Here is a 24,840-nt window from a genome sequence, read left to right on the forward strand (position 1 = left end):
GATACTCGAGCGATGGAACGTGCAGTGACGACCGTCGCCGAGCTCCGGGAGGTGGTGGGCGAACCCGACCACTACGTCGCCAACAAGGTCAAGGACCGGCTCACCGCCGTGCAGCGTGACTGGCTGGCGCACTCCCCGCTGGCGTTCGTCGCCACCACCGATGCCCAAGGCCGCATTGATGTTTCACCGAAAGGTGATCCGGCCGGATTCGTCCACATCCTCGACGACCGAACGTTCGCGATTCCCGATCGCCCGGGCAACAAGCGGGTCGACGGTTACCTCAACGTGCTGCAGCGCCCGCAGGTCGGCACCCTGTTCGTGATCCCGGGTCGCGGCGACACGCTGCGGGTCAACGGACGGGCCCGCATCCTCGCCGACGCCGACTACTTCGATGCCATGGCCGTGAAGGGCAAACGGCCGCTGCTGGCGCTCGAGGTGGCCGTCGAGGAGGTGTTCTTCCACTGCTCCAAGGCGTTCTTGCGCTCGGACACCTGGAAACCCGAGACGTGGAATCCGACCGCGCTGCCCAGCGTGGCGCAGCTGGCCAAGGCGCTGCGCTACGACTGGACCGACGCCGAGCTCGAGGAGCGCTACTGCGAGGACAACATCCGCAAGGTGCTCTACTAGCCGGCCGGGGCCACCTCGACCGGTAGTGCGTTCAGTACCGCGGTGCCCGACAACGGATCCAGCAGCGTGCCGTCGTTGAGGTTGTTGACGTTGACACCCGGGTGCTGCGCGGCCACCCGCATGCGAGTGCCCGGCTCGGTGTGACCCCACCCGTGTGGTAATGACACCACGCCGGGCCGGATCGCGTCGGTGATCTCCACGGGCACTTCAAGTTTGCCGCCCGGGCCGGTGACGACGGCCATCTCCTCGAGACCCAGCCGTGCGGCGTCGTCCGGGTGGATCTGCAGTGTGCAGCGGTTGCTGCCGCCGGACAGCGCAGGCAGGTTGTGCATCCAGCTGTTGTTGGACCGGAGGTGCCGGCGGCCGATCAGCAGGAACCCCGGCTCCGAGGTCAGCGCCGCGTGCAAGCGCGGGATGTCGGCGAGGATCGGCTCCGGGTCCAATTCGATTGTGCCCGAAGGAGTTCGGAGCACTTCGGGAATTCGCGGTGTCAGCGGCCCGAGGTCCACGCCGTGCGGCTGGTCTTTCAGCTTCTGCAGGGTCAGGCCGTCCGGGTCGGTGCCGAAGCCGTCGCCGAACGGGCCGAGCCGCAGCATCATGTCCAGGCGCCGCTCGTAGCCGCGACCGTCGGGCAGCATCTCGGTCAGTTCCTCGACGGACCGGCCCGCGACGGGGGAGTGCTCGTCGGCGACTTCCTTGCCCAGCGTTGTCGCGATGACCTGGTCGTCGACCAGCTTCGGGTCGGCTTCGGGACCCATCCCGAGCACGATCAGCGCCAGCCGGGCGAGGATCTCGCACTCGTCGGGCCGGCCGTCGGCCAATGGCAGCACCGGCGGGGAGTACCTGGCGTTATTGCGCACCGCGGCCCCGCTGAGCGCGAGGTCGTAATGCGCTGCGCGAGAAGGCGGAGGCGGCGGCAGGATGACGTCGGCATGCCGCGTCGTCTCGTTGAGGTACGGGTCCACCGACACCATGAATCCGACGCCGTCCAGGGCATCGGAGAGTCGGGCGCCGTCGGGCGCGGACAGCACCGGGTTGCCTGCGATCGTGATCAACGCCCGGATCTGTCCCTCGCCGGGTGTCTCGATTTCTTCGGCCAGCGCGACCGCGGGCAGTTCGGACAGCGCCTCGCCGTGACCGGACACCCGGCTGCGCCAGCGACCGGTAGCGAAACCCCGGCCGGGACGCGGTGGCCGCGGGGCCCCGGCGATCGGCGAACTGGCGAACATCACCCCGCCCGGCCGGTCCAGATTTCCGGTCAGAATGTTCACCACGTCGACGAGCCAGCTCGTCAGCGTGCCGAACCCGACGGTCGAGGTGCCGATGCGGCCATAGACCGCCGCACTCGGTGCGGCGGCGAGTTCCCTTGCCAGCGTTCTTATTTCGTCGGCGTCGACCCCGCAGTGCTCGGCCACCGCCTCTGGCGGGAAGTCTCGTGCCGCGGCCCGCACGCGCTCCAGCCCGCTGACATGGTCGGCCAGCCGGCCCAGGTCCACCAGATCCTCGTCGAACAGTACGTGCGCGACCGCGAACAGCAACGCGGCGTCGGTGCCGGGCCGGGGCGCGATGTGGCGGTCGGCCAGCTCCGCGGTGCGGGTCCGGTTGGGGTCGATCACCACCAGCGTGCCGCCGCGGCGGCGCAGCGCCTTCAGCTTGCCGGGGAAATCGGCGGCGGTGGCCAGAGATCCGTTGGACACGAGGGGATTTGCGCCGATCACGACGAGGTAGTCGGTGCGGTCGAGGTCGGGAAGCGTGAACGCTACGGGGTTGCCGAACAGGTAGCCGCAGGAAACGTGCTTGGGCATCTGGTCCAGCGTGCTGGCCGAGTACACCTGCCGGGTGCCGAGGGACTTGATGACGACTGGACCGTACAGCGAGCCGGCGATGGTGTGCGCGTTCGGGTTGCCCAGATACACCCCGACCGACGAGCCGCCGGCGTCGCCGATGACGCGTTGCAGTCCGTCGGCTGCCGCGGCGAACGCCTCTGCCCAGGTGGTCTCGAGCAGCTCGCCGTTACGGCGCACCATCGGGTTCTGCAGCCGGTCGGGATCGTTGTCCAGTTCCGGAAAGCTGGCACCCTTGGGGCAGATGAAGCCGTGACTGAAGACGTCCTCGCGATCGCCGCGTGCGGCACTGACCCGGTCCTCGTCGATGGTGAGGACCATCCCGCAGGTGGCCTCGCACAGCGGGCAGATACGCAAAGCGGTGCGACTCATGGATGTCACTGTGCTCTGCGGCCGACTCGGAGGCAAGCCCAACCAACCGGATGGTCAGATTTGGTCTCAGCTGTTCCAGACCGGTGATTCCAGGGCCGCGTGCAGTGCGGCGACGATGCGCTCGGAATGGGCGTTGAACCGGTCGGTGGGGGCGGGCACCGAGATCGCGACGATGTTGCCGCCCGGCGTGCGGCCCGCTATCCCGGCGGCGGAGATGCCGGCCGTGTGCTCGTCGCGGTCGAACGCGACCCGCTGCGTGCGAATGGCACGGATCTCGGCCCGCACCCGCATCGCCTCGGCCGGTTCCAGGACGGCGAGCGCCTGGTCGACGTCGTCATCGCCGAACAGAGCCAGCGCAGCCTTGCCGTTGGCGGTGTCGGGCAACGTGAATCGAGCACCGATGGCTGACACAGCGCGCAACCGGTGCGGTGACTCGATCTGGTCGATGAAGAGCATCTGGCCGCCGCGACAGACCGAGAGGTCGACGGTTTCCCCGGTGGCCTCGGCCACCCGTTCCAGGGTGGACCGGAATGCGGATGCGATGTGGGCGGCGTCGGCATTGGCGAGGCCGAGCAGTCGGTCGCCGAGGACGATGCGCCCGTCGTCGTCCACCGCCGCGAATCCCACCTCGACCAGACCGACGAGCAGGCGCCGCGCGGTCGACTTGGCCAAACCCAGGCGGCTGTGCAGGTCGACCAGGCGCAGCCGCCCCGGGGCGGTCGCGATTTCGTCCAGGGCGGCCGCGGCACGACGCAAGACCTGAATGCCGTCGTCGCGCACATTGGCGGGGCGATCGCCGTCGACCGCCGAAATTTTCGCGTCAGTCACCTGACATCCCTTCCGTCGGCGTGGTCACAGCGGTACTGTGCCGCAATACGGATCATAGCGATTCGCTATGTGAACCAGAGGAGGCTTCGGTGGGGTCACTTCCTGACGGTCGGCATTTTTTCCGTGGCGACGCTGGTTACGAGAACGCACGCCGCGCCACGGTGTGGAATCAGCGCGTGCCGGACCGCTATCCGGACGTCATCGTCCAGGCGGTGGACGACGACGACGTGGTCGCTGCCCTGCGTTATGCCAAAGCCAACAACAAGCAGGTCAGCATCAAATCCGGCGGCCACAGCTGGGCGGCCAGCCACCTGCGCGACGGCGCGGTGCTGTTGGACATGAGCCGGGTGGACCGGACCAGCATCGACACCGACACGATGACCGCGGTCGCGGGACCGGGCAAGGGCGGCAGTGCGCTGGCCGCCGAGCTCGACGCCGCGGGACTGTTCTTCCCGGCGGGCCACTGCAAGGGCGTCTGCATCGGCGGCTACCTGTTGCAGGGCGGCTACGGCTGGAACAGCAGAGTGGTCGGACCGGCCTGCGAAAGCGTGATCGGCCTGGACGTGGTGACCGCCGACGGCGACAAGATCTACATCGACGCTGACCATCATCCCGATCTGTACTGGGCCGCCCGCGGCGCCGGGCCGGGCTTCTTCGCCGTCGTCACCGCGTTCCACCTCAAGCTCTACAAAAAGCCGGCGGTGCTGGGCAGCAGCTTCTACGCCTACCCGATCGAACTCGCCGACGAGATCTTCACCTGGGCGCGGGGCATCTCCGCCGACGTCGACCGCCGGGTCGAGTTGCAGATCGTCGCCACCAGCAGCGTGCCGAACGCGGGCATCGACCGGCCGGCGATCGTGATGGCATCGCCGGCGTTCGCCGACACCGAGGCGCAGGCCAAGGAGGCGTTCGGCCTGCTCGACCAATGCCCCGTGGTCGATAAGGCGCTCGTCGCCTTCCCGTATGCGCCGATGGCCCTTGCGGATTGGTACACCGCGGTGATGAGCAACTACCTCGAGGACCACCGGTACACCGCCGACAACATGTGGACCAACGCCTCGGCCGCCGAACTGCTGCCGGGCATTCACCGCATCCTGGAAACGCTGCCGCCGCACCCGTCGCACTTCCTGTGGCTGAACTGGGGCCCGTCCCCCCAGCGTCAAGACATGGCCTACAGCCTGGAGAGCGAGATATACCTGGCGCTGTACGCCGGCTGGATGGACCCGGCTGACGACGAAAAGTACGGCGACTGGCCACGATCCAACATGGCAGCGATGGCACCGTTGGCGACGGGCATCCAGTTGGCCGACGAGAATCTGGGCCGCCGGCCCGCCAAGTTCGTCACCGACGAGAACATGGTGCGGCTCGACAAGGTTCGCGCCCAGTACGACCCTGACGGCCGGTTCCACAGCTGGATGGGACGGCTTTAGATGGCCGAGGCGTACCTGGGTTACCGGCCCGGGGACAAGGACACCGCGTGGGGCAAGTACTTCAACCCGCAGATGGCCGAGCTGCCCCGGCACGCTGTCGTCGCACTCGAGCACGGTCCCCAGGCCGATCAGGTGATGCTCGGGTTCGACTCGGTCGCAACGATTCTCGACGCGGGATATCAGCAGACGGAGAACGGCTACGGCGCGCTTCGCGGCGGCGGATTCCACGTCGCGATCCGCACCGACATGCCCGGCGTGACGCCGGCCATGTGGGACTGGTGGTTCGGCTGGCACGGCAGTGAATCCAGCCGCTACAAGTTGTGGCATCCGCGTGCCCACGCCTCGGCGCACTGGGGCGACAGCGGCCCCGACGGCAGCTACGTCGGGCGGACGTCGATCATCGAGGAATACCTGGGCTCGGCGTACGCGAAGGCGGCCATCCAATTCGTCGAACCCACGGCGTTCGGACTCGACGCGTCGCGGCTCGGCTCCGACGTCGCGGTGTGCGCGCGGCTGGGCTCCAGTGAAGTACCGGTGGACATCGGCTGGTTCGTCCACCACGTCCGTGCCGTTGCGGGCGGAGCGGAAATGCGGTCGCGGTTCTGGATGGGCGGGCCGTACATCGGTGTCCGCCGGGGCAACCGGTTGGCCGACTCGGTGATCCGCCCGATCGCCGCCCATCAGCTGCCGGATCCGCGCGACCTGCTGGTGCACTGCTCGCAGGAGATGAATCATCTCGCGGGCTTCCTGCCGAAGATCTACGCGGAGTTCGCTGAATCCTGATTGTGGGTGCCGCTCCCGACGGAGATCGCCAAATCGCCACCGCCGCCGACCTCAGGGGTTATGTTCGCAGCACAGCCCTCATGGGCGGCGATCGGGGGTTTCAGATGGTAGCTGTGGCGTTTTCAAACAACTTCCGGCGGGGATGGCGGGCCGGGGGTCGCAAGGCTGCGCTGTTCAGTGCAGCGGCCGCCACGGCCGTCGCGATGACCATGGGCACGGTTACTGAGCCGGTGGCGCCCGCGGCAAATGCGGCCCTGACCCTGGACGCGACCACCACCGGGCCGCTGCTGTGGCTGATCAACGAGCTCGGGGTGGACAGCATCTCGATCCCGAACATTCCGGTCTACGGGTCGATCGACATCAATCTCGATTGGACCAAGGCCGACCCGGTGGCGCTGAACAACGTACTCAACTCCGCGCTGTTTGGCGGGTACCTGCTCTACACGGCGACCAGACCGAACCTGGGGGCCACCGGTGGCACCGGACCGCTGCTCGTCGCGATCGGTACCGGCGTGCCTGCTGCAATCCAGGCGTACCAGGCGATGCTGTCCAGCGCCAACGGCAACACGCTGCCCGGGTACGACCCGCTGGTCGCGGCCGGCAAGGTCAATGCTTTTGGCCAGGCCTGCACCGGGGGGTTCGGCTGCTCACAAGCCACCAACGTCACCAATCTGCCAATTGCATTGATTCGCAACCCCGAAACGCCCAACGGCGGCTTGTACGCCCGCTTCGCGCCGATCTTCAATCTGTTCGGAATGAACCCGGTCAGCCCCACGGCCGGTTCCGGCTCGAGCACCGGCATCAGGCTCAACGGTGCGATCATCAACCTCGCCCTCGGCTATGACGCGCTGTCGGACTTCCCGGAGACGCTGAACCCGTTCGCGTTGGCGAACTCCGTGATGGCCAGCGTGCTGCCCACCTACCTGCTCGGCGGTGGAACTATCAAGGGGATTGACACCGACACGATCATCCAAAATCTGGTCGGTCTGCTTCTGTCCGGGACAACCAGCACGACCTACAGCACGTTCGTCCCCAACGACCTGCCGCTGCTGGAGCCGCTGCGGCTGCCGTCGCGCATCCTCAATCAGGTCTTCAAGGCGACGGGTGTGCCGATCACGCTGGGCACACCGCTGGCCGACGCCCTGCAGCCGGCACTGTCGATTCTGGTCAATATCGGCTACACCGACGTGCAGACGCCGAGCGAGGGTGGCACCTACAACCGCACGTATGACCAGTCCTCGCAGTATGTTCCGTTCCTGTCGCGGGCCACGCTGACGCCCCAGGAGTGGGCCGCCGTTCCCGGAGATGTGGTCAAGGCACTGGTCGATGGGTTCCGGGATGTGTTGAGCGGCAAGCCGACCAGTGCACCCACTGTGCCGGACCCGCACGCGCCGGTGCTGGACCCGCCGGTGACGGTGACCGCCGCTTCGGCGGCGCCGACCGGTAGCGCCAAGTCGGGCAAGCCCTCGCAGAAGTCGAGTTCGACGACGAGCAAGAAGAGCTCAGCGCCGAAGGCATCCGCCCACAAGGGTGTAGGCGGGTCGAAGCGGGCGGCGAGCTAGTCGCGAGTGTGGACCTATCTAGCCGCACACCGCGCCGCTGGCGGCCGAGCCGACCAGCTTGCGGTACTTGGCCAGTACGCCGGTGGTGTACTTGGGCGCGGGCGGAGTGAATCCTGCTTTGCGTGAATCGAATTCGGCGTCGTCGACCAGCACGTCCAGCGTGCCGTTGCCGACGTCGAGGCGAATCCGGTCACCGTCGCGAACGAAGGCGATGGGCCCGGCGTCGACAGCCTCGGGCGCGATGTGCCCGACGCACAGGCCGGTGGTGCCGCCCGAGAACCGGCCGTCGGTCATCAGCAGGACGTCCTTGCCGAGGCCGGCGCCCTTGATCGCACCGGTGATCGCCAGCATCTCGCGCATCCCGGGTCCACCCTTGGGGCCCTCGTAGCGGATGACGACGACGTCGCCGGCCACGATCGTGCCGTCCTCGAGTGCGTCCATCGCCGCCCGCTCGCCGTCGAAAACCCTTGCGGTGCCTTCGAACACGTCGGAGTCGAAGCCGGCGGACTTGACCACCGCCCCCTCCGGGGCCAGCGAGCCGTGCAGGATCGTGATGCCGCCGGTGGGATGGATCGGGTTGCTCAGCGCGCGCAGCACCTTGCCGTCCGGGTCCGGCGGAGCGATGTGAGCGAGGTTGGCCGCCATGGTCTCGCCGGTGACCGTCATGACGTCACCGTGTAAGAGGCCAGCGTCCAACAGTGCTTTCATGACCACCGGCACACCGCCGATCCGGTCGACGTCGAACATCACGTGCTTGCCGAACGGTTTGACGTCGGCCAGGTGCGGCACCTTGGCGCCGATGCGGGTGAAGTCCGCCAGGTCGAGCTTCACGTCGGCCTCGTGGGCGATCGCCATCAGATGCAGCACCGCGTTGGTGGACCCGCCGAACGCCATCACGACCGCGATCGCGTTCTCGAACGCTTCCTTGGTCAGGATGTCGCGGGCGGTGATCCCGCGGCGCAACAGCTCCACGACCGCTTCACCACTGCGCCGCGCATAGCCGTCGCGGCGCCGGTCGGTGGCCGGCGGGGCCGCGCTCCCCGGCAGCGACATCCCCAGCGCCTCAGCCGCAGACGCCATCGTGTTGGCGGTGAACATGCCACCGCACGCGCCTTCGCCCGGACAGATCGCCCGCTCGATGGTGTCGACGTCCTCGCGTGACATCAGCCCGCGCGCGCACGCACCGACGGCCTCGAAGGCGTCGATGATCGTCACGTCCATCTCGGTGCCGTCGGACAACTTCGCCCGGCCCGGCAGGATCGACCCGGCGTAGAGGAACACCGCCGCCAGATCGAGTCGGGCAGCAGCCATCAGCATGCCGGGCAGCGACTTGTCACAGCCGGCCAGCAGCACCGAACCGTCCAGGCGCTCGGCCATCATGACCGTCTCGACGCTGTCGGCGATCACCTCGCGGGAGACCAGCGAGAAGTGCATGCCCTCGTGGCCCATCGAGATGCCGTCCGAGACCGAGATCGTGCCGAACTCCATCGGGTAGCCACCCGCGGCGTGCACTCCGTCCTTGGCTGCCTGCGCGAGCCGCTGCAGCGACAGGTTGCACGGGGTGATCTCGTTCCAGGACGACGCCACCCCGATCTGCGGTTTGGCGAAGTCCTCGTCACCCATGCCTACCGCGCGGAGCATCCCGCGGGCAGCGGCCTTCTCCAGACCGTCGGTGACGTCGCGACTGCGGGGCTTGAGATCGGGGCTTTGGCTCACCGGTCAAGTATGCCGTGGTCGGAGGTGCCCACCAAATTTCTTTTCATACCCCCAAGGGGTATGGAAGGTAGGGTGGAAAGATGACATCCACGCCCGCCCGCATCGTCGCGGTCGCCGCAGCCCTGGCCACCACCGTCGTCGTCTCCTCCTGTAGCAAAACCGAGGAGCACAGCCAGCACACCACGTCGAGCCCGGCCAGCAGTGCGACGGTGGCCGCGCACAACGCCGACGATGTCATGTTCGCCCAGATGATGATCCCGCACCATCAGCAGGCGGTGGAGCTGGCCAACCTGGCGCCGCAGCACACCGACAACCAGGCGCTGCTCAAGCTGGCCTCGACCATCGCGGGTGAACAGCAGCCGGAGATCAATGCGATGAAAGCGCTACTGCTGCAGTGGGACGTCGACCCCGCGATGGGTGACCACAGCGGGCACGGCGCCGCGATGCAGGGCATGGTCGACGACGCGACGATGACCAAGCTCGAGTCGCTCAAAGGCCCCGAGTTCGACACACTGTGGCTGCAGGCGATGATCGGCCATCACCAGGGCGCCATCGAGATGGCCAAGGCCGAGATCGCCAACGGACAAAGCGCCGACATGACCACCATGGCCAAGTCCATGGTTACCGCGCAGCAGGCCGAGATCGACCAGATGAAGCAGATGCTTGGAGGCTAAATGACTGGTGCACACGGATATTCGGCGCGCAAGGACAACTACACCAAGCGATTGCGCCGCATCGAGGGCCAGGTCCGCGGCATCGCCAAGATGATCGACGAGGACAAGTACTGCATCGACGTGCTGACTCAGATCAGCGCCGTCAACAGTGCGCTGCAGTCGGTCGCCCTGGGCCTACTCGAGGAGCACCTCGGCCACTGCGTCAGCCATGCGGTCGCCGAGGGTGGCGACGAGGCGGAGAAGAAGCTGGCCGAGGCCTCGGCCGCGATCGCGCGCCTGGTCCGCTCCTGACGCCCCAGATCCGCGCCGTGCAACGCCGGACAACGTAAGCCCCGATCGGCACGCGAGCCGATACCGTGAACCGGTGCCCACAGTGCAGCGCACGTGGACACCGCGAGTCGCCACAGCGCTGGCCGTGCTGGCCGCCGCGGCGTTCATCTACGTCACCGCCGAGATCATGCCCGTTGGTGCGCTGCCCGCGATCGCGCGCGACCTGGATGTCAGCGAGGCAGTGGTGGGCACCCTGCTCGCCAGCTACGCCCTGGTTGCGGCGGTGGCCACGATGCCGTTGGTGCGATGGACGGCAACCTGGCCGCGACGGCGCACCCTGCTGTGGACGCTGGCCTGTCTGTCGGTCTCACAACTGATCTCCGCGCTGGCACCGACCTTCGCGGTGCTGGCCGTCGGCCGGGTCCTGTGCGCGCTGACCCATGGGCTGATGTGGTCGGTGATCGCCCCGATCGGTGCGCGCCTGGTGCCACCGAGTCACGCAGGCCGCGCCACCATGGCCGTCTACGTCGGCACAGGTCTGGCGTTGGTGGTCGGCAGCCCGCTGACCGCGGCGATGAGCGAGCTGTGGGGCTGGCGGCTGGCGGTCGGAGCCATCACCGCCGCGTCGGTAGTGGTGCTGGTCGCAGCGCGTTTTGCGTTGCCGGCGATGACGCTCACCGGCGCGGACGCCGGTGCCCCCGCAGGCCCGATTCGACACCACCGCAACCGGGCACTGGTGGTGCTGAGCGTGTTGACACTGGTGGGGGTCACCGCGCACTTCATCTCCTACACGTTCATCGTGGTGATCATCCGCGACGTGGTCGGCGTGCACGGCGCGCATCTGGCGTGGCTGCTCGCCGCGTACGGGGTGGCCGGACTGACCGGTATGGCGTTGTTGGCCCGCCCGGGGGACCGGCGGCCGAAGACGGCAGTGATGGGGTGCCTGGCCGGGTCGTCGCTGGCCTTCGCGGTGCTGGCCGCTCTCGGGTACCTCAATTGGCACTCGGTGGCCGCGGCGGTGGCGATCGTGCTGTGGGGAGCGACTGCCAACGCGATGCCGCCGATGCTGCAGGCCGCCGCGATGCGGCACTCGCCGGAGGATCCCGACGGTGCCTCGGGGTTGTACGTGGCGTGTTTCCAGGTCGGCATCATGGCCGGATCGCTGAGCGGAGGACTGCTCTACCAACATGCCGGTGTACCGGCGATGCTCACCGCATCGGCGGGCCTGATGCTCGCCGCACTGGTGTGCGTGACGGTCAGCCGGGGCCTGTTCGCGGTCCGCCCGGCTACCAGCGGAAAGTAACGCTTATCACCCCGGGCCCGACGATCTGCACAGTTCAGGGCAGTGACGGGGTTCAGGGCCAGGTTCGCTGGCGAATGAACTCCACGGGCGCACCCAGCGTGTTATGCGAGACTGGGTCAAAGTCGGCATCGAGGGAGCATTGGTTATGACGCTGCGGGTGAAGGGGGCGATCGCCGCCACGCTGTGCGTGGTCGGAGTGGCCGCCGGAATCAGTCTCGGCAGCGGTTCGGCGCTCGCCGATCCAGACCAGGCGCCCGGCGATCCCGGGATCGTCGACGTGCCGCCGGCGCAGGTGCCCGCACCCGATCCCTTTGCACCGCCACCGGCCGACCCGGCTGCTTTCCCGCCGCCCGCTCCGGCACCGGATCCCCTCGCGCCGCCGGTCAACCCGGTGGCCGCCCAGCAGGCCGCCGCGGCAGCCGGCGGACCCGTCAAGGGGCAGAATCCGACTCCTTACACCGGTGAACCGGTGTTCGCGCCGCCGACCTTCAACCCGGTCAACGGCTCGATGGTCGGGGTGGCCAAGCCGATCATCATCAACTTCGTCCGGCCGATCGCCAACCGGCCGATGGCCGAGCAGGCCATCCACATCTCCTCGGTGCCGCCTGTTCCCGGTGCGTTCTACTGGCTGACCGACACCCAGGTGCGCTGGCGGCCCTACAACTTCTGGCCCGCGGGCACCGTGGTCAACATCGACGCCAGCGGCGCCAAGTCCAGCTTCCGCGTCGGCGACGCTCTGGTGGCCACCGCGGACAACGCCACCCATCAGATGACCGTCACCCGCAACGGCAAGCTCGAGCAGACTTTCCCGATGTCGATGGGTAAGCCCGGTCACGACACCCCGAACGGCACCTATTACGTGCTGGAGAAGTTCCCGGACATCGTGATGGACTCGGCCACCTATGGCGTGCCGAGCACCTCACCGGACGGCTACAAGGTTCACGTCAAGCTTGCGGTCCGGATCGACAACCAGGGCAACTTCGTGCACAGCGCGCCGTGGTCGGTCGGCGACCAGGGCAAGCGCAACGTCAGCCACGGCTGCATCAACCTCAGCCAGGCGAATGCGCAATGGTTCTACGACAACTTCGGCAGCGGTGACCCGATCATCGTGAAGAACTCCGTCGGCACGTACAACAAGCCCGACGGCGCTGACGACTGGCAGTGGCAGCTGTCTTAGCCATATCGAGCCGGTCGCGGCTCAAAGGTTAAGCACAGCAACGGCCCTCACAATGGGGTCCGTGCCGCCAACCACGTCGCCGACGCCGTCGCCTGCGCCAGCAGCACCCCTGCCGCAGCTGCCGGCGCCGGACATGCACCAGTACGCCCACGGAGTCTCCCTGCTGGGCGGCTGGTTGCCACTGACCATCGAAATCGTCGCCGCCATCACGCTGCTCGTCGCCATGGGATGGCGGCGGACCCGGCGCTGGTGGATGGTGTGGTTGCCGGTCTGCGTCGTGATCGGCGTGGTCGGCGCGCTGGCCGCGCGCACCTACGTCAACTCCGAAGGCCTGGCCTCGGACCCGGCGCCCTTCTATTTGTGGGTCTGGATAGGGGTTTTCGCCGCCGGAGTCGCGGTGGCGGTGCTGGGCTGGCGGGGGAATTCCTGGTGGCGACGCGGTGTCGCGCTCCTTGCGATTCCGTTGACTCTGGCGACGGCGCTGCTCGCGCTCAACAAGTGGGTCGGCTACTACCCGAGCGTGCAGGCGGCATGGGGGGCGCTGACGGCCGGGCCGCTACCGAACCAGATCGATGCCGCCGACCTGGCCGGCCTGCGGAACACCATGCAGACCACCGGAAAGCTGGTCGAGGTGGACATCGGTTCCGAGGCAAGCGGATTCAAGCACCGCAGTGAATACGTCTACCTGCCGCCTGCCTGGTTCGCCGGACCCACTCCGCCGCGGCTGCCGGTGGTGATGATGGTCGCCGGTGAGTTCAACACCCCGGCGGACTGGATGCGCAGCGGCAATGTGATGCCCATCATCGACGGCTACGGGCAGAGCCACGGCGGCCAGGCGCCCATCTTCGTCTTCGTCGACTCCGGTGGCAGTTTCAACAACGACACCGAATGCGTCAACGGTCCCCGCGGGGACTCCGCCGACCATCTCACCAAGGACGTCCGGCCTTATGTCGTCGACCATTTCGGCGCTTCCGACCAGGCCGTCAACTGGGCGGTGGTCGGGTGGTCGATGGGCGGCACCTGCGCAGTCGACCTGACCGTGATGCATCCGGAGCTGTTCAGCACGTTCGAGGACATCGCCGGCGACCACGGGCCGACGGCCGGCACCAAGGACCAGACGATCGGCCGGCTCTACGGCGGCAACGCCGCGGCCTGGGGCCAGTTCGACCCGCGCACCGTCATGCTCAAACACGGTCCTTATCAAGGTGTCTCGGGCTGGTTCGAGGACACCGTCAAACCTGCGAACACCGCGTCGCCCTATGGCAATGGCGGTGGGCACCGGCCGCAATCCGATGCGCCAGCCGGGTTCGGCGGCCACGACGAGTTCCGTGACTCCGACGAGGCCGGCGCGGCTGACGATCTGTGCGCGACGGCGCAGACCGTCGGTATCTCCTGCTCGGTGCATCGCATCATCAGCTTCCACACCTGGCAGTTCGCCGAGCGGGCGTTCTCCGATGCACTGCCGTGGCTGGCTACCCAGATCAAGACACCCGGTGCGACGGACTCGCCGGCCTGATGCCCTTCGCAGGGTCGCTACGCTCCTGCCCTCCGCCTAACATTCCCGGGTCGCTACGCTCCTGCCCTACGCCTAACATTCCCGGGTCGCTTCGCTCCTGCCCTCCGGCTGGCGCCGACGGCTGCCGCGCCCAGGCAGGCCAGCGCAACGATCGTGGCGAACCACGGGAACACCTGCGCCAGTGGCCATTTGGTGGCAGCCCAGCCCGCCGCGATCGTCGGCAGCGCCATCGCGGTGTAGGCCAGCAGGTAGAACGCCGACATCGTCTCGCCGCGGCGATCGGACGGCACCACATCGGACAGGTGGCGCAGCGAACCGCCGAAGCCGAGTCCGAACGTCGCACCCAGCAGTGCGGCCGCGGCGAACACCAACGGCCAGCGGTGGGTGAGCAGCACCGGGATTGTGAGCAGCAGCGCGACGGCCATGCCGATATCGCCGATCACTGCGGATCGCCGGGCCGGGACCCGGGTGGCAACCAGCTGCGCCATGGCCGCGGCGAACGCCGTCACCCCGACCACCCCGCCACCGAACACCAGATTGTGGATGTGGGTCTGCTGTGCGGCCAGCGACGGGTACAGCGACAGCAGCACACCGAGGACCGACCAGGACGCCATCGCGCCCAGGGCGGCGAACCAGAAGTCGTCGCGGATCTGCGGCGGCACAGCGGGTTTGCTGATCCGGATGCGGCCACCGGTGCGGCCGGTGTGGGTCTCCCGCAGTGCGACCACACCGATGCCGACGATCGCGCACACCACCGCGACGACGGCGTAAGGGGTGCGCAGCGGATGCGCGACGTACTGCGCCAGCAGCGACGAGCCGACGATGGCCACCGTCATGCCGATGTTGAAGCTGACGCCGCTGAGCTGGCCGGAGCGCACGCCGTGCTGCGGTCGCAGATCGAGCAGCGCCGCGGCGGCGGCGACCACGATCGAGCCGACTGCCGCGCCGTGGATGGTGCGGGCCAGCAAGAGCATCTCGATGCTGTCGGCGATCAGAAAGATGCCCAGTCCGGCGATCAACGCGATCAGCGCGCCCAGCAGCACGGGCTTTCGGCCCACGACATCGGAGATCCGGCCGGACACCAGGACCGCGGCCAGCGCGGCGAACGCGTAGACCGCGAACACGATGGTGGTGGCCAGCGGCGAGAGGTGCCAGTTCGATTCGTAGATACCGTACAGCGGCGCGGGCAGGCCCGAGACGCCGAGCGCAACGCCGCTGAGCACGAGCAGCAGGGGGTACGCCCAGCGCTGGCCGGTGACGTGGCCGGCGGGTGCCTCGTGCACACAAGTCATGAGGACTCCCGGTAGTTTGATGGTCATCGAACCCATTCGAGCGTACGCTAGGTTTGATGTCGATCAAACTTCGCAGGCCGTGACGGCGGACACAGGAGACAACCGTGGTTGAGGTGGAGGCATTCCACGCCGATAGCTACCCCGTGCATCCGGTCGGCTCCGTGCACCAGGTGCTCGCCGCCCTACAAGACCCGGCGCGGCTGGAGATGATCCGGCGGCTGCGTAACGCGGGCGGCCCGCTGCAATGCAGTGCGCTCTACGACGGCATCAACAAGTCCACCGCAACCCACCACTTCAAGATCTTGCGCGAGGCCGGCCTGCTCGAGCGACTGGTCCTCGGCGGACTGACCCATCAGCGGCTGCGCACCGAAGAGGTCGACGAGGCGCTGCCGGGTCTGCTGGCTTCGGTGGTCGGTGGTGCCAACCGCGAAGCGGCTGTGCGCTGAGCTACCAGCTGCCTCGGTGAACCACCTCGTCGAATGGGCGGCGATTGGGCTTGCGGATGGGAACGAGCGGGCGATCGGCGGGATATCCCAGGCCGAGTAGATAGGCGACCAGGTAGCCCTCGGGCACACCCAGGATCGCCCGGGCTTTGTCCTGATCGCCGATCGCCGAGTGCCCGGTGCCGACGCCGAGATTGGTGGCGGCGATGGCCATCGCCATGGTGGCCTGCCCCAGGTCGTACTGGTCGACCAGCCTGGTCCGCTCATCCGGTGGCTCGGGTATGACCAGGCCGATCGCGGCCTGAGCCTTCGCGATATGGGTGGCGCCCACCCAAACCGTCGAAAGATCCTGCAGTACCGCTGGATCGGTGACGATGACGAAATCCCAGTGCTGATTGTTACGAGCCGACGGGGAACGCCACCCGGCTTCGAGGATCTGGTGGACGTCGTCGTCCGGGATCGGAGTCGAGGTGTAGCTGCGGACATTTCGTCGCGCGCGGATGGCGTCCCAGGCGTCCACGCGTGTCTAGCTCCAGATCCGCACGCGCCGGTCGGGTTCCAGGTACAGCTCGTCGTCCTCGCTGACCTCGAACGCCTCGTAGAAGGCGTCCATATTGCGGATGACACCATTGCAGCGGAACTCCGGTGGTGAGTGTGGGTCGGTAGCGAGGCGCCGAATCGCTTCGGCTTCACGGGATTTCGTGCGCCATACCTGCGCCCACCCGAAGAACACCCGCTGCTGGCCGGTCAGCCCGTCGATCACCGGTGCGGGCTTGCCCTCCAGCGAGAGTTCGTAGGCGAGCAGCGCGATCGACAGCCCACCGAGGTCGCCGATGTTCTCACCGACGGTGAACGCGCCGTTGACATGATGCGAGGGCTCAAGGCCGCGCGGCACGAACGCCTCGTACTGCTCGATGAGTTGCTTGGTCCGCGTGCCGAATTCGGCGCGGTCCGCGTCGGTCCACCAGTCGACGAGGTTGCCGTCGCCGTCGTACTTGGCGCCCTGATCGTCGAAGCCGTGGCCGATCTCGTGGCCGATCACCGCCCCGATCCCGCCGTAGTTCGCGGCATCGTCGGCGTCGGCGTCGAAGAACGGCGGCTGCAGGATCGCCGCGGGGAAGACGATCTCGTTCATGCCCGGGTTGTAGTAGGCGTTGACCGTCTGCGGGGTCATGAACCACTCGTCGCGATCGACCGGGCCGCCCAGTTTGGCCAGCTCGCGGGCGTGTTCCACCTCAGCACCGCGAATCACGTTGCCATACAGGTCGTTACGATCGATCACCAGCGTCGAGTAGTCTCGCCACTTCTTGGGATAGCCGATCTTCGCGGTGAACTTGTCCAGCTTGGCCAGCGCCCGCTGGCGGGTCTCCGGTGTCATCCACTCCAGGTCGTTGATGCTGACCCGGTAGGCCTCCCGCAGGTTGTCGACGAGCACGTCCATGCGGGCCTTGGCATCCGGCGGGAAGTGCTGCTCGACGTACACGCGCCCGACCGCATCGCCCATCAGGGCTTCCACCAGTGACACCGCGCGCTTCCAGCGTTCGCGGATCTGCTCGGTGCCCGACAGCGTCCGGCCGTAGAAGTCGAAGTTCGCCTCGACCACCGCGTTCGTGAGGTAGGCGGCGCGGGCGTTGATCAGCCGCCAGCGCGCCCAGTCCTGCCAGTCGGCGAAGTCGTGGCTCGACCACAGCTCTGCGAAGGCCGTCAGGTAATCCGGCTGGCGCACAACGAGTTCGGCCACGGCATCCGGCGAGGTGCCCAGGGCGCCGACCCAGCCTGCCCAGTCGAAGCCGGGTGCCTCGGTAGACAGGTCGGTGAACGCGCGCAGGTTGTAGGTCAGGTCGGCGTCGCGGCGCTTGACGACATCCCAGTGCGCGGCAGCGAGTTTGGTCTCCAGTGTGACGATCCGCGCGGCACGCTCGGTGTGGTCATCGGGCGTGCCGCCCAACACGAGGGCGAACATCGTGGCGATGTGGGCCGGGTAGGCGCCCAGGATCGCGGCGTGCTGATCGTCGCGGTAATACGACTCGTCGGGCAGCCCGAGCCCGGATTGCGTGACGTGCACCAGGTAGCGCGAGGAGTTCTTCGAATCGGTGTCGATGTAGAGCCCGACACCACCTCCGACGCCGGTGCGCTGCAGCGCGCCGATCACGGCGGCCAGTGCGGCCGGGTCGGCCGCGGCGTCGATGTGGGCGAGCTCGTCGAGCAGCGGCTGCACGCCGCGGCGCTCGACAGCCTCGGCGTCCAGGAAGCTGGCGTACAGATCGCCGATGCGCTGCTCGTCCGTACCATCTGGACCGCTCGCCTGAGTGATCAGCTCACGGACCTGCTCCTCGGCCCGGTCGTACAACGTCCGGAACGCGCCGTCGGTCGCCCGGTCACCGGGGATGGTGTACTCGGCGAGCCAACGCCCGTTGACGTGGCCGAACAGATCGTCTTGAGGGCGAATCTGGGCCTCGACGTGGGACAAGTCGATACCCGAGCGCAGCGTTTGAACCGTCACCCAACCATCCTTACCAGAGGTCCGGCCGCAGCGTCCGGCCCGGAGGCGGCCCGGTAACCTCGCTTCATGCCCGAGGCCGAGAACGCGGAGGACGAGGCACCCGACCGGGTGTTCACCGGTTACGGCGTCGCCTCCGTCGTCCTCGGTGTGATGGCGGTCGCAGCCATCGTGCTCGGCGTGCTGATCTGGTCGGGACACCGCGACGCGACCGACGAGCGGGCATACCAATCCCGGGTGATGACGGCGGCCGCGGAGTGGACCGGCATCTTGATCAACATGAACGTCGACAACGTCGACACCAGTCTGGCGAAACTGCATGATGGCACCGCGGGCCAGCTCAACTCCGACTTCGAAGCTGCGATCAAGCCCTATCGCGAGGTGGTCCGCACCCTGCAGGCCCGCACCACCGGCCAGATCGAGTCGGTGTCCTTCGAAGCGGTGCACCACGATCTCAACGTCCAGCCGGGGCAGGGCGCGCCGGCTGCGGCCGGCCTGCCGCCCGAATTGGCCAAGCGCACCGACTCCGTGCTGGTAATCGCCACCTCGGTCAGCGAGAACGCCGGCAACAAGCCGACGACGGTGCGCTGGAACCTGCGGCTCGGCGTCTCCGACGTGGACGGCAAGCCGATGATCTCGCGGCTCGAGTCGCTGCGATGAGGAACCTGGCCCGGGTCCTCGCCTTCGACGTTGCCGCGCCGCTGGCCGCCATCGCCGCGCTGCTGGCGATCGGCGTGGTGCTCGGCTGGCCGCTGTGGTGGGTGGCGGTGTGCTCGATGCTGTGCCTGCTGATCGTCGAGGGTGTGATGGTCAACTTCGTGTTGTTCCGCCGGGATTCGGTGACAGTGGGCACCGACGACGAAGGCCCGGGTCTGCGCCTGGCCGTCGTCGCCCTGGCGACCACGGCATTGGTGGCCACCGTCATCGTCGGCTACACCCAGTGGACACGCTCGGACCACGACTTCACCCGGGACTCCGCCGAAGTGGTGCGCATTGCCACCGCCGCCTCCGAGGCCACCGCGACGTTCACCCCGGCCGACCCGACATCATCGATCAACCGGGCCGCGACGTTCATGGCGCCCGACCGGGCCGAGGCGTTCAAGAACCAATTCGGCCAAGCGACTTCAGATCTGGCCAAGAAGAACATCTCCGCGACGGCGCAGACCATGTCGGCCGGTCTGGAGGCGCTGGGGCCGACGGCGGCCAGCGTCGCGGTGGTGATGCGGGGAACCCAGAGTCAGCCGGGTCAGCAGCCGAACACCGCGGTGTTGGCGCTGCGAGTCAGCCTGATCAAACAGGACGGCCGGTGGCTGGTCGGCGACATCTCGCCGATCAACGCCCGATGAGCTGCGCGTAGTCGACCTTCAGGCATCGGTCCATCACAACCCGCAACCCGGCGGCCTCGGCTTGCTCGCCGACCTCGTCATGCCACAAACCCTGTTGCAGCCAAAGGTATTTCGGATGCGGGCTCAGCGCGAGCGTATCGGCCAGAACCGAGGACAGGTCGTCATAGCGGCGGAAGACGTCGACCATGTCCGGCACCACGGGCAGGTCGGCCAACGACGGATAGACCGGCGTACCGTCGATATCACTGATCGTGGGGTTCACCGGATAGAGCTCGTAATGGCTGAACCGGGCCAGGTATTGGTACACCCCGTAGCTGGGCCGGGCGGGATTGTTCGAGGCGCCCACCACCGCGACCGTGCGGGTGTCGCGCAGAATCTTTTGCAGCTCAGCCGAATTCGGTGGAGCCACCGACCTACTCCCCGTTGGACGCGCGCTGCGCGCGCATCTTGGCGAACCGGTCGGACAGCCTGCGCATCCGGATCATCAGCGACGCCGGCGGACTGACCGAGCCCTCGAGGTAGGCGGCGAGATCCGACTGGGCAACCCCGATTCGCGAGGCGAATTCCTGCTCGCCCAGGCCGGATCGGTCGAGGAGCAGTCGCACATGGCGGGCGGCCTCGGCACGCTCATTGGCCTCCAGGTGGCTGCGGGCCCGGACCAGCACCTCGGCCAGCGCCTTGGAGATGCCGTAGGGCTGGGAGTGCTCGAGCACTTCCTCGACCTGCCGTGCGGTGCGGCCATACGGATCGCGTTTGACAGCCATCACGATCCGCTGCCAAACGGTGATGTCGCCGGTCTCCAGAGCCTCGCGAATCGAGGCGGTCGGCCAGAACTCGACGGGGCGGCTATCACTGAAAGATTGCGCGGCCGGTGCGGGTACGGCATCGCGTTCCGCTGCCACCGTCACCTCGCCTCCTCCAGGATCGCCACCGCCACCGCAAGGCAACGCTGCCTGACCCGCTCCCACTCGGCGGCGCCCTCCGGCCCTGCCCACCTGTCGGCATCGTCGACGTCGGACGGGTCGGGGTCGGCGAGCCGGCGCACCAACTGAGTCGCCACCCATTGTCGCTCAGCTTGTCCAGAACAGTAATACCGGTCCATCCCGGCGAGTACCACCGCGGCGGTCTCGGTATCCATCCCACCGACGAGGTCGGCGAACTCGGCGAAGTCCGACCGGCTGTTGCGGCACAACACCAGGTAGGCCTGCATCCGCAGCGTCTCGGCACACGTCGGGATCTGCAACCGGTCACCGGTCGGCAATTGGACGTGGGTGGTCTCCACCGGGCTGAGCCGCTCGACCGCCGGATGCCGGGTATCGGCGCCGGTCTCCAGGGCGTCGAGGGCGATCGCGAGCCGACCACGCCACATCGTGACCGGATGGACCGGCCGCGCCGTCGCCGTCCTGGCGCTGCGATAACCACGAATCAGCTTCACGGTCGAGGTGCCGCCGGGGCCGATGCGCACGGGCCGCGCGCGGGCGTCATCGCTGCCCTTGACCTTGCCGGCGAGCGCGTTGCACCCGGTGAAGGCCAACGGGTCGGCCACACTGACCGCATCCGGCGCCAGGGTCTTGAGCTTGGCCGCCCCCTTGACCACCATCTTCAGATCCGCACTCGGCGGCACCAGCGCCGAGATGTCGTCGGGGATCACGACGAGGTCGCCGAGATCGACCTTGGGCAGCGGCTTCTCGAAGTCGACCGACGGCAGGATCCGCGCCAGCCACGACGGTAGCCACCAGTTCCACTGGTCGAACATCGCCATCAGTGCGGGCACCAGGACCAGCCGGACGATCGTGGCGTCGACGGCGATCGCCACCGCGCACGCCACACCGAGCTCGGCGACCAAGGGCATACCGGCGAACGCGAACCCGATGAACACCGCGATCATGATCAGCGCAGCGCTGGTGATCGTTCGGGCGCTGGTGGACACCCCGTACGCGACGGCATCGCGGGTGTCACCGGCTTGCAGATAACGCTCCCGGATCCGGGTGAGCAGGAAGATCTCGTAGTCCATCGACAGGCCGAACGTCATCGCCAGCACCAGCGGCGGGATCGTGCTGTCGATCGAGGTGATCCGATGGAAGCCCAGCCCCTCCAGCCAACCCCATTGGAAGACCATCACCAGGCTGCCGTAGGCCGCGGCGACGGACAGCACCGTCATCAACACGCCCTTGAACGCCAGGAACACCGACCGCACCGAGATCAGCAGCATCACGAACGCGATCGCGGCCACGAACACGAACACCAGCGGTTGGGTCTGCCCGACTCGGTCGTCGAAGTCCTTGATCAGTGCCGTCGGTCCGCCGACATCGATCTGGGCTCCGTTGGTCGCGGGAAGCGCGCGCAGGTGACTGCGCATCCAGTCGATCGAGTTACGGGCGGCGAGGTCCTCGGGGTCCACCGACAGGATCGCGGAGATCAGTGCGCTGCCGTTGTTGTCGGCGAACACCGGGGTGGATACCGACACGACGTCGGGCGCCTTCGAGATCTCGGTGTTGATCGCCTCGAGTGCGGCGGCGTTCTTCGGATCAGACGCCGCTCCGCCCGGGAAGGTGACCAGCACACGCACCGGCCCCAGTGCGCCGGGGCCGAGCGCTTGTGCCGCCGCGGCCACTCCGCCGCGTACTTCGTGAGTGGCCGGGAACTGGCGCTGCATGCTGTTGCCGAGCACCATCGAGAAGGCGGGCGCGGCCATCAGCAGCAGCACCACCGTCGCACCGAGCGCGGACAACCACGGACGTCGCATCACTGCGCCGACCCAGCGGGTCCAGAACCGCGACTGCGTCGCCTCCCCGCGCCGCGACCATTGCAGCAGCGGCGAACGCCGGGCCACCGGGCGACCGAACGTCGCCAGCACCGCGGGTGTCAGTGTGGTCGAGGTCAGCACCGCGATCGCCACCGCCAGGATCGCGCCGGTGGCCATCGAGCGCAGCACGGGTGTGTTGATCAGATAGATGCCCGTCAGCGACGCGATCACGGTCAGACCCGACAGCAGCACCGCCAGGCCCGAGGTGGCCATCGCCGCGTCGGCCGCCTGCTGGGGGTCGCGGCCGGCGCGCAATTCCTCGCGGAACCGCATGAGGATGAACAGCGAATAATCCACGGCCAGCGCGATACCGAACATCGACACCGTCGAGGTCACGAACACCGACATGCTCATGACGGTCGACAGCAGATAGACCACGCCCATCGTCACCACGACGGTGCACACGGCGAGGAGCAGTGGGACCGCCGCGGCCGCCAGCGAACCGAACACCGCGAGCAAGACGATCAGGACGATCGGGAGGTTCCACTGTTCGGCTTCGGCGATGTCGTGTTTGGTGCTGGTCTGGGCGGCCGCGCCGAGCGCGCCCTGACCGATCACGTACAGCTTGACCCGGCCGTTGGAGATCTGGCCGGGTTGGTCACCGGTCACGCCGATCTTCTGCCGCAGCTGCCGCGCGACGTCGACGGCACCGGTGTTGTTGAAGTCCAGCCGCAGCGACACGACGTAGGGCCGGTCCGGGGCGGGTGCCGGCTGGCTCGGGTTGGGCACCACCACGACGCTGGGAACCTGCTTGGCCGCCTCCTCCAATTGGGCGACGGCGGTGTTCATGTCCGCATAGCTCGCGTCGGCGCGGGGTGCGGCGACGAGTGCGAGCGGGGAGGCGCCCTGTTGGGGGTAGTGGTCCTCGAGTTGATACTGCACATGCAGCGACTGGGAGCCGGCCACGTCGAAGCCGCCACCGGTCAGGTGGTTGGACTCCGCGAGGGCCAGATATACGGCCGGCACCAAAGCCAGCAACCAGCACGTGAAAACCAGCCAGCGGAATCTGCGCAGGTTGCTGCTCAGGCGCATCATGAACTGCTGGATGGCGATCTCCCCGCATTCTCCCCGGATTGCGTGGTTGCGAGCGTACCGCAGAAGACTGTGCGCTGACCTGTCGTGATCGGCGTCTTAGCTGGATTGAGACCTCCTGATCAGGCCTTCGTTACCCGAGCTCGATTGGCGGCCCAACCGTTGCCGGTGGCAGGATGTCCGATGACCACGCCAGGGGTCGGGGACCGTGCCGAGTCGCAGCGTTGCTGCGCAGCGGAGCGACGTCATCGATACGTCAGCGAATTCGAGGAGCCCCCATGCCTGCGCCCATCATCTCGTCGATCGCCGGCGTTCGCCGCGGTCTGTGCGCTGTGCTGGCCGCGACCGCGGCCGGCGGCGCGGCCGCACTGACGCTCTCCACGTCGTCGGCGACCGCGGCCCAGGATCCGTGCGCGGCCAGCCAGCTCGCCAAGACCGTCGGCACGGTGGCCACCAACACCGGGACGTATTTGGATGCCCACCCGCAGACCAACCAGGCGCTGACGACGATCTCCCAGCAGCAGGCCGGCCCCCAGACCGTGGTGGCGCTGAAGACCTACTTCGACGCCAACCCGCAGGCGGCCAAGGACTTGCAGGCGATCCAGCAGCCGTTGACGAGTATGTCCACGCAGTGCAAGTTGCCGGTGAGCCTGCCGCAGCTGCTCTCTCTGTTGCAGTCGGCTCAGGCCGGCGCGCAGGCCCCGGCCACCGGCAGTCCCGCCCCGCTGGGCAACGGTCCGTTACCCGGTCCGGCCAGCACCGGCACTCGGTGACCGGCGCGGCCCGGAATCTCCTGGAAAGGCCCTGAGCAGCTACGTCGGAACATTCTCACGATTGGTTAAGCTCAAGGCGCGAAAGTCTGCAGCAATTCTGCTTAGCTTTCCCCTGTCAGTAGCGGTTACTGGCACTGCTTCTCCCTACGCTAAGGAGTCCGAGCATGTTGCTTAATGCCCGTCTGGCCCGTCGCGCGGTCGTCGGAGCGATCGGCACGGGCGCCGTCGCCGGCGCGATGCTAATTGGCGCAGCCCCGTCCGCGCTGGCCGATCCGCCGCCGAACTGCACCGCCGCCGACCTTGCCGGAGTGGCCGCGGGTGTATCCGCCTCGACCTCGGCGTACCTGTTCACGCACCCGGACGTCAACGCGTTCTTCACCGGTCTGGAGGGTGCGCCGCGTGACACCATCCGGTCCGAGGTGAAGCAGTACCTGGACTACAACCCCTCGGTGAAGGCCGACCTGCAGGGCATTCGTCAGCCGCTGGTCGATCTGAAGAACCGCTGCGGTAGCGCTCCCGACGTTCCTGGCGCTTAGAACGCGGTGC

At 67.7% G+C, this 24,840-nt stretch carries 23 protein-coding genes; 14 read left to right on the forward strand and 9 right to left on the reverse strand.

The features are described from left to right. Positions 1-12 precede the first annotated feature (12 nt). Positions 13-627 (forward strand): pyridoxamine 5'-phosphate oxidase family protein, encoded by a 615-nt coding sequence (locus tag AB431_RS01575; protein WP_047328468.1) that lies wholly within the window; start codon positions 13-15, stop codon positions 625-627. On the opposite strand, the gene AB431_RS01580 is transcribed toward AB431_RS01575, so the two are convergent. Continuing rightward, positions 624-2,843, reverse strand: a complete 2,220-nt coding sequence (locus AB431_RS01580) for a molybdopterin oxidoreductase family protein (RefSeq protein WP_047328469.1) — start codon at positions 2,841-2,843, stop codon at positions 624-626. The two genes, AB431_RS01575 and AB431_RS01580, sit on opposite strands and share 4 nt — an antisense overlap. Before the next feature lie 66 nt (positions 2,844-2,909). After that, complete coding sequence (locus AB431_RS01585; RefSeq protein WP_047332965.1) at positions 2,910-3,656, reverse strand: IclR family transcriptional regulator; 747 nt, start codon at positions 3,654-3,656, stop codon at positions 2,910-2,912. A gap of 104 nt (positions 3,657-3,760) precedes the next feature. Between AB431_RS01585 and AB431_RS01590 the strand changes: the two genes are divergently transcribed. From AB431_RS01590 to AB431_RS01600, 3 genes are all read left to right on the forward strand, one after another. After that, positions 3,761-5,101, forward strand: a complete 1,341-nt coding sequence (locus tag AB431_RS01590) for an FAD-binding oxidoreductase (protein ID WP_047328470.1) — start codon at positions 3,761-3,763, stop codon at positions 5,099-5,101. Next, complete coding sequence (locus tag AB431_RS01595) at positions 5,102-5,884, forward strand: DAPG hydrolase family protein (RefSeq protein WP_047328471.1); 783 nt, start codon at positions 5,102-5,104, stop codon at positions 5,882-5,884. Positions 5,885-5,997: 113 nt separating this feature from the next. Further along, positions 5,998-7,446, forward strand: a complete 1,449-nt coding sequence (locus AB431_RS01600; RefSeq protein WP_158423497.1) for a PE-PPE domain-containing protein — start codon at positions 5,998-6,000, stop codon at positions 7,444-7,446. An 18-nt stretch (positions 7,447-7,464) separates the two neighbouring features. On the opposite strand, the gene ilvD is transcribed toward AB431_RS01600, so the two are convergent. Continuing rightward, positions 7,465-9,162 carry a dihydroxy-acid dehydratase gene (gene ilvD / locus AB431_RS01605; RefSeq protein ID WP_047328473.1) on the reverse strand — a complete coding sequence of 566 codons (1,698 nt, stop codon included), beginning with the start codon at positions 9,160-9,162 and terminating at the stop codon, positions 7,465-7,467. Between the two features lie 80 nt (positions 9,163-9,242). Here ilvD and AB431_RS01610 point away from each other — a divergent pair, with 80 nt between their 5' ends. The 5 genes from AB431_RS01610 (at position 9,243) to AB431_RS01630 (ending at position 14,102) form a co-directional block, all read left to right on the forward strand. Beyond that, positions 9,243-9,836: a DUF305 domain-containing protein gene (locus AB431_RS01610; RefSeq protein ID WP_047328474.1), complete on the forward strand. Its 594-nt coding sequence runs from the start codon at positions 9,243-9,245 to the stop codon at positions 9,834-9,836. Next, positions 9,837-10,127: a metal-sensitive transcriptional regulator gene (locus AB431_RS01615; protein ID WP_047328475.1), complete on the forward strand. Its 291-nt coding sequence runs from the start codon at positions 9,837-9,839 to the stop codon at positions 10,125-10,127. A 73-nt stretch (positions 10,128-10,200) separates the two neighbouring features. Next, positions 10,201-11,409 (forward strand): MFS transporter, encoded by a 1,209-nt coding sequence (locus tag AB431_RS01620; protein WP_052960147.1) that lies wholly within the window; start codon positions 10,201-10,203, stop codon positions 11,407-11,409. 145 nt (positions 11,410-11,554) lie between these two features. Beyond that, the gene (locus AB431_RS01625) at positions 11,555-12,586 is read left to right on the forward strand and encodes an Ig-like domain-containing protein (RefSeq protein WP_047332966.1); all 1,032 of its coding nucleotides are present in this window, start codon (positions 11,555-11,557) and stop codon (positions 12,584-12,586) included. Between the two features lie 61 nt (positions 12,587-12,647). Beyond that, positions 12,648-14,102 (forward strand): alpha/beta hydrolase family protein, encoded by a 1,455-nt coding sequence (locus AB431_RS01630; RefSeq protein ID WP_200902685.1) that lies wholly within the window; start codon positions 12,648-12,650, stop codon positions 14,100-14,102. 53 nt (positions 14,103-14,155) lie between these two features. On the opposite strand, the gene AB431_RS01635 is transcribed toward AB431_RS01630, so the two are convergent. Beyond that, the gene (locus AB431_RS01635; RefSeq protein WP_047332968.1) at positions 14,156-15,394 is read right to left on the reverse strand and encodes an MFS transporter; all 1,239 of its coding nucleotides are present in this window, start codon (positions 15,392-15,394) and stop codon (positions 14,156-14,158) included. 113 nt (positions 15,395-15,507) lie between these two features. Here AB431_RS01635 and AB431_RS01640 point away from each other — a divergent pair, with 113 nt between their 5' ends. After that, on the forward strand, positions 15,508-15,840 hold the full coding sequence (locus AB431_RS01640) for a helix-turn-helix transcriptional regulator (protein WP_255353558.1): 333 nt from the start codon (positions 15,508-15,510) through the stop codon (positions 15,838-15,840). 1 nt (position 15,841) lies between these two features. Here the strand turns inward: AB431_RS01640 and AB431_RS01645 are convergent, their stop codons facing one another. Together AB431_RS01645 and AB431_RS01650 are read right to left on the reverse strand one after the other, a co-directional pair. After that, complete coding sequence (locus AB431_RS01645) at positions 15,842-16,357, reverse strand: nitroreductase family protein (RefSeq protein WP_047328477.1); 516 nt, start codon at positions 16,355-16,357, stop codon at positions 15,842-15,844. A gap of 6 nt (positions 16,358-16,363) precedes the next feature. Then, a complete protein-coding gene (locus tag AB431_RS01650; RefSeq protein WP_047328478.1) occupies positions 16,364-18,340 on the reverse strand; it encodes a M13 family metallopeptidase in 1,977 nt (658 codons plus the stop codon). Between the two features lie 66 nt (positions 18,341-18,406). Between AB431_RS01650 and AB431_RS01655 the strand changes: the two genes are divergently transcribed. Together AB431_RS01655 and AB431_RS01660 are read left to right on the forward strand one after the other, a co-directional pair. Beyond that, on the forward strand, positions 18,407-18,997 hold the full coding sequence (locus tag AB431_RS01655) for a hypothetical protein (RefSeq protein ID WP_047328479.1): 591 nt from the start codon (positions 18,407-18,409) through the stop codon (positions 18,995-18,997). Then, positions 18,994-19,683, forward strand: a complete 690-nt coding sequence (locus AB431_RS01660; protein WP_047328480.1) for a hypothetical protein — start codon at positions 18,994-18,996, stop codon at positions 19,681-19,683. Before AB431_RS01655 ends, AB431_RS01660 begins: the two co-directional genes overlap by 4 nt. On the opposite strand, the gene AB431_RS01665 is transcribed toward AB431_RS01660, so the two are convergent. The 3 genes from AB431_RS01665 to AB431_RS01675 are packed head-to-tail and all read right to left on the reverse strand — an operon-like array spanning position 19,670 to position 23,524. Further along, positions 19,670-20,092 (reverse strand): CoA-binding protein, encoded by a 423-nt coding sequence (locus AB431_RS01665; RefSeq protein ID WP_047328481.1) that lies wholly within the window; start codon positions 20,090-20,092, stop codon positions 19,670-19,672. The two genes, AB431_RS01660 and AB431_RS01665, sit on opposite strands and share 14 nt — an antisense overlap. A gap of 4 nt (positions 20,093-20,096) precedes the next feature. After that, positions 20,097-20,591: a hypothetical protein gene (locus AB431_RS01670; protein ID WP_047328482.1), complete on the reverse strand. Its 495-nt coding sequence runs from the start codon at positions 20,589-20,591 to the stop codon at positions 20,097-20,099. Continuing rightward, positions 20,588-23,524, reverse strand: a complete 2,937-nt coding sequence (locus AB431_RS01675; RefSeq protein ID WP_047328483.1) for an efflux RND transporter permease subunit — start codon at positions 23,522-23,524, stop codon at positions 20,588-20,590. Before AB431_RS01675 ends, AB431_RS01670 begins: the two co-directional genes overlap by 4 nt. 275 nt (positions 23,525-23,799) lie before the next feature. Between AB431_RS01675 and AB431_RS01680 the strand changes: the two genes are divergently transcribed. Further along, positions 23,800-24,294 carry a hemophore gene (locus tag AB431_RS01680; RefSeq protein WP_047328484.1) on the forward strand — a complete coding sequence of 165 codons (495 nt, stop codon included), beginning with the start codon at positions 23,800-23,802 and terminating at the stop codon, positions 24,292-24,294. A 164-nt stretch (positions 24,295-24,458) separates the two neighbouring features. Then, complete coding sequence (locus AB431_RS01685) at positions 24,459-24,830, forward strand: heme-binding protein (protein WP_047328485.1); 372 nt, start codon at positions 24,459-24,461, stop codon at positions 24,828-24,830. The last annotated feature ends 10 nt before the right edge of the window (positions 24,831-24,840 follow it).

Source organism: Mycobacterium sp. EPa45 (assembly GCF_001021385.1).
Taxonomy (GTDB): domain Bacteria; phylum Actinomycetota; class Actinomycetes; order Mycobacteriales; family Mycobacteriaceae; genus Mycobacterium.

Coding starts and splice junctions, on each gene's coding strand:
- AB431_RS01635 (WP_047332968.1), bottom strand. CDS start 15,394: ATGACTTGTGTGCACGAGGCACCCGCCGGCCACGTCACCGGCCAGCGC.
- AB431_RS01675 (WP_047328483.1), bottom strand. CDS start 23,524: ATGATGCGCCTGAGCAGCAACCTGCGCAGATTCCGCTGGCTGGTTTTC.
- AB431_RS01685 (WP_047328485.1), top strand. CDS start 24,459: ATGTTGCTTAATGCCCGTCTGGCCCGTCGCGCGGTCGTCGGAGCGATC.
- AB431_RS01660 (WP_047328480.1), top strand. CDS start 18,994: ATGAGGAACCTGGCCCGGGTCCTCGCCTTCGACGTTGCCGCGCCGCTG.
- AB431_RS01595 (WP_047328471.1), top strand. CDS start 5,102: ATGGCCGAGGCGTACCTGGGTTACCGGCCCGGGGACAAGGACACCGCG.
- AB431_RS01615 (WP_047328475.1), top strand. CDS start 9,837: ATGACTGGTGCACACGGATATTCGGCGCGCAAGGACAACTACACCAAG.
- AB431_RS01655 (WP_047328479.1), top strand. CDS start 18,407: ATGCCCGAGGCCGAGAACGCGGAGGACGAGGCACCCGACCGGGTGTTC.
- AB431_RS01610 (WP_047328474.1), top strand. CDS start 9,243: ATGACATCCACGCCCGCCCGCATCGTCGCGGTCGCCGCAGCCCTGGCC.
- AB431_RS01680 (WP_047328484.1), top strand. CDS start 23,800: ATGCCTGCGCCCATCATCTCGTCGATCGCCGGCGTTCGCCGCGGTCTG.
- AB431_RS01580 (WP_047328469.1), bottom strand. CDS start 2,843: ATGAGTCGCACCGCTTTGCGTATCTGCCCGCTGTGCGAGGCCACCTGC.
- AB431_RS01625 (WP_047332966.1), top strand. CDS start 11,555: ATGACGCTGCGGGTGAAGGGGGCGATCGCCGCCACGCTGTGCGTGGTC.
- AB431_RS01575 (WP_047328468.1), top strand. CDS start 13: ATGGAACGTGCAGTGACGACCGTCGCCGAGCTCCGGGAGGTGGTGGGC.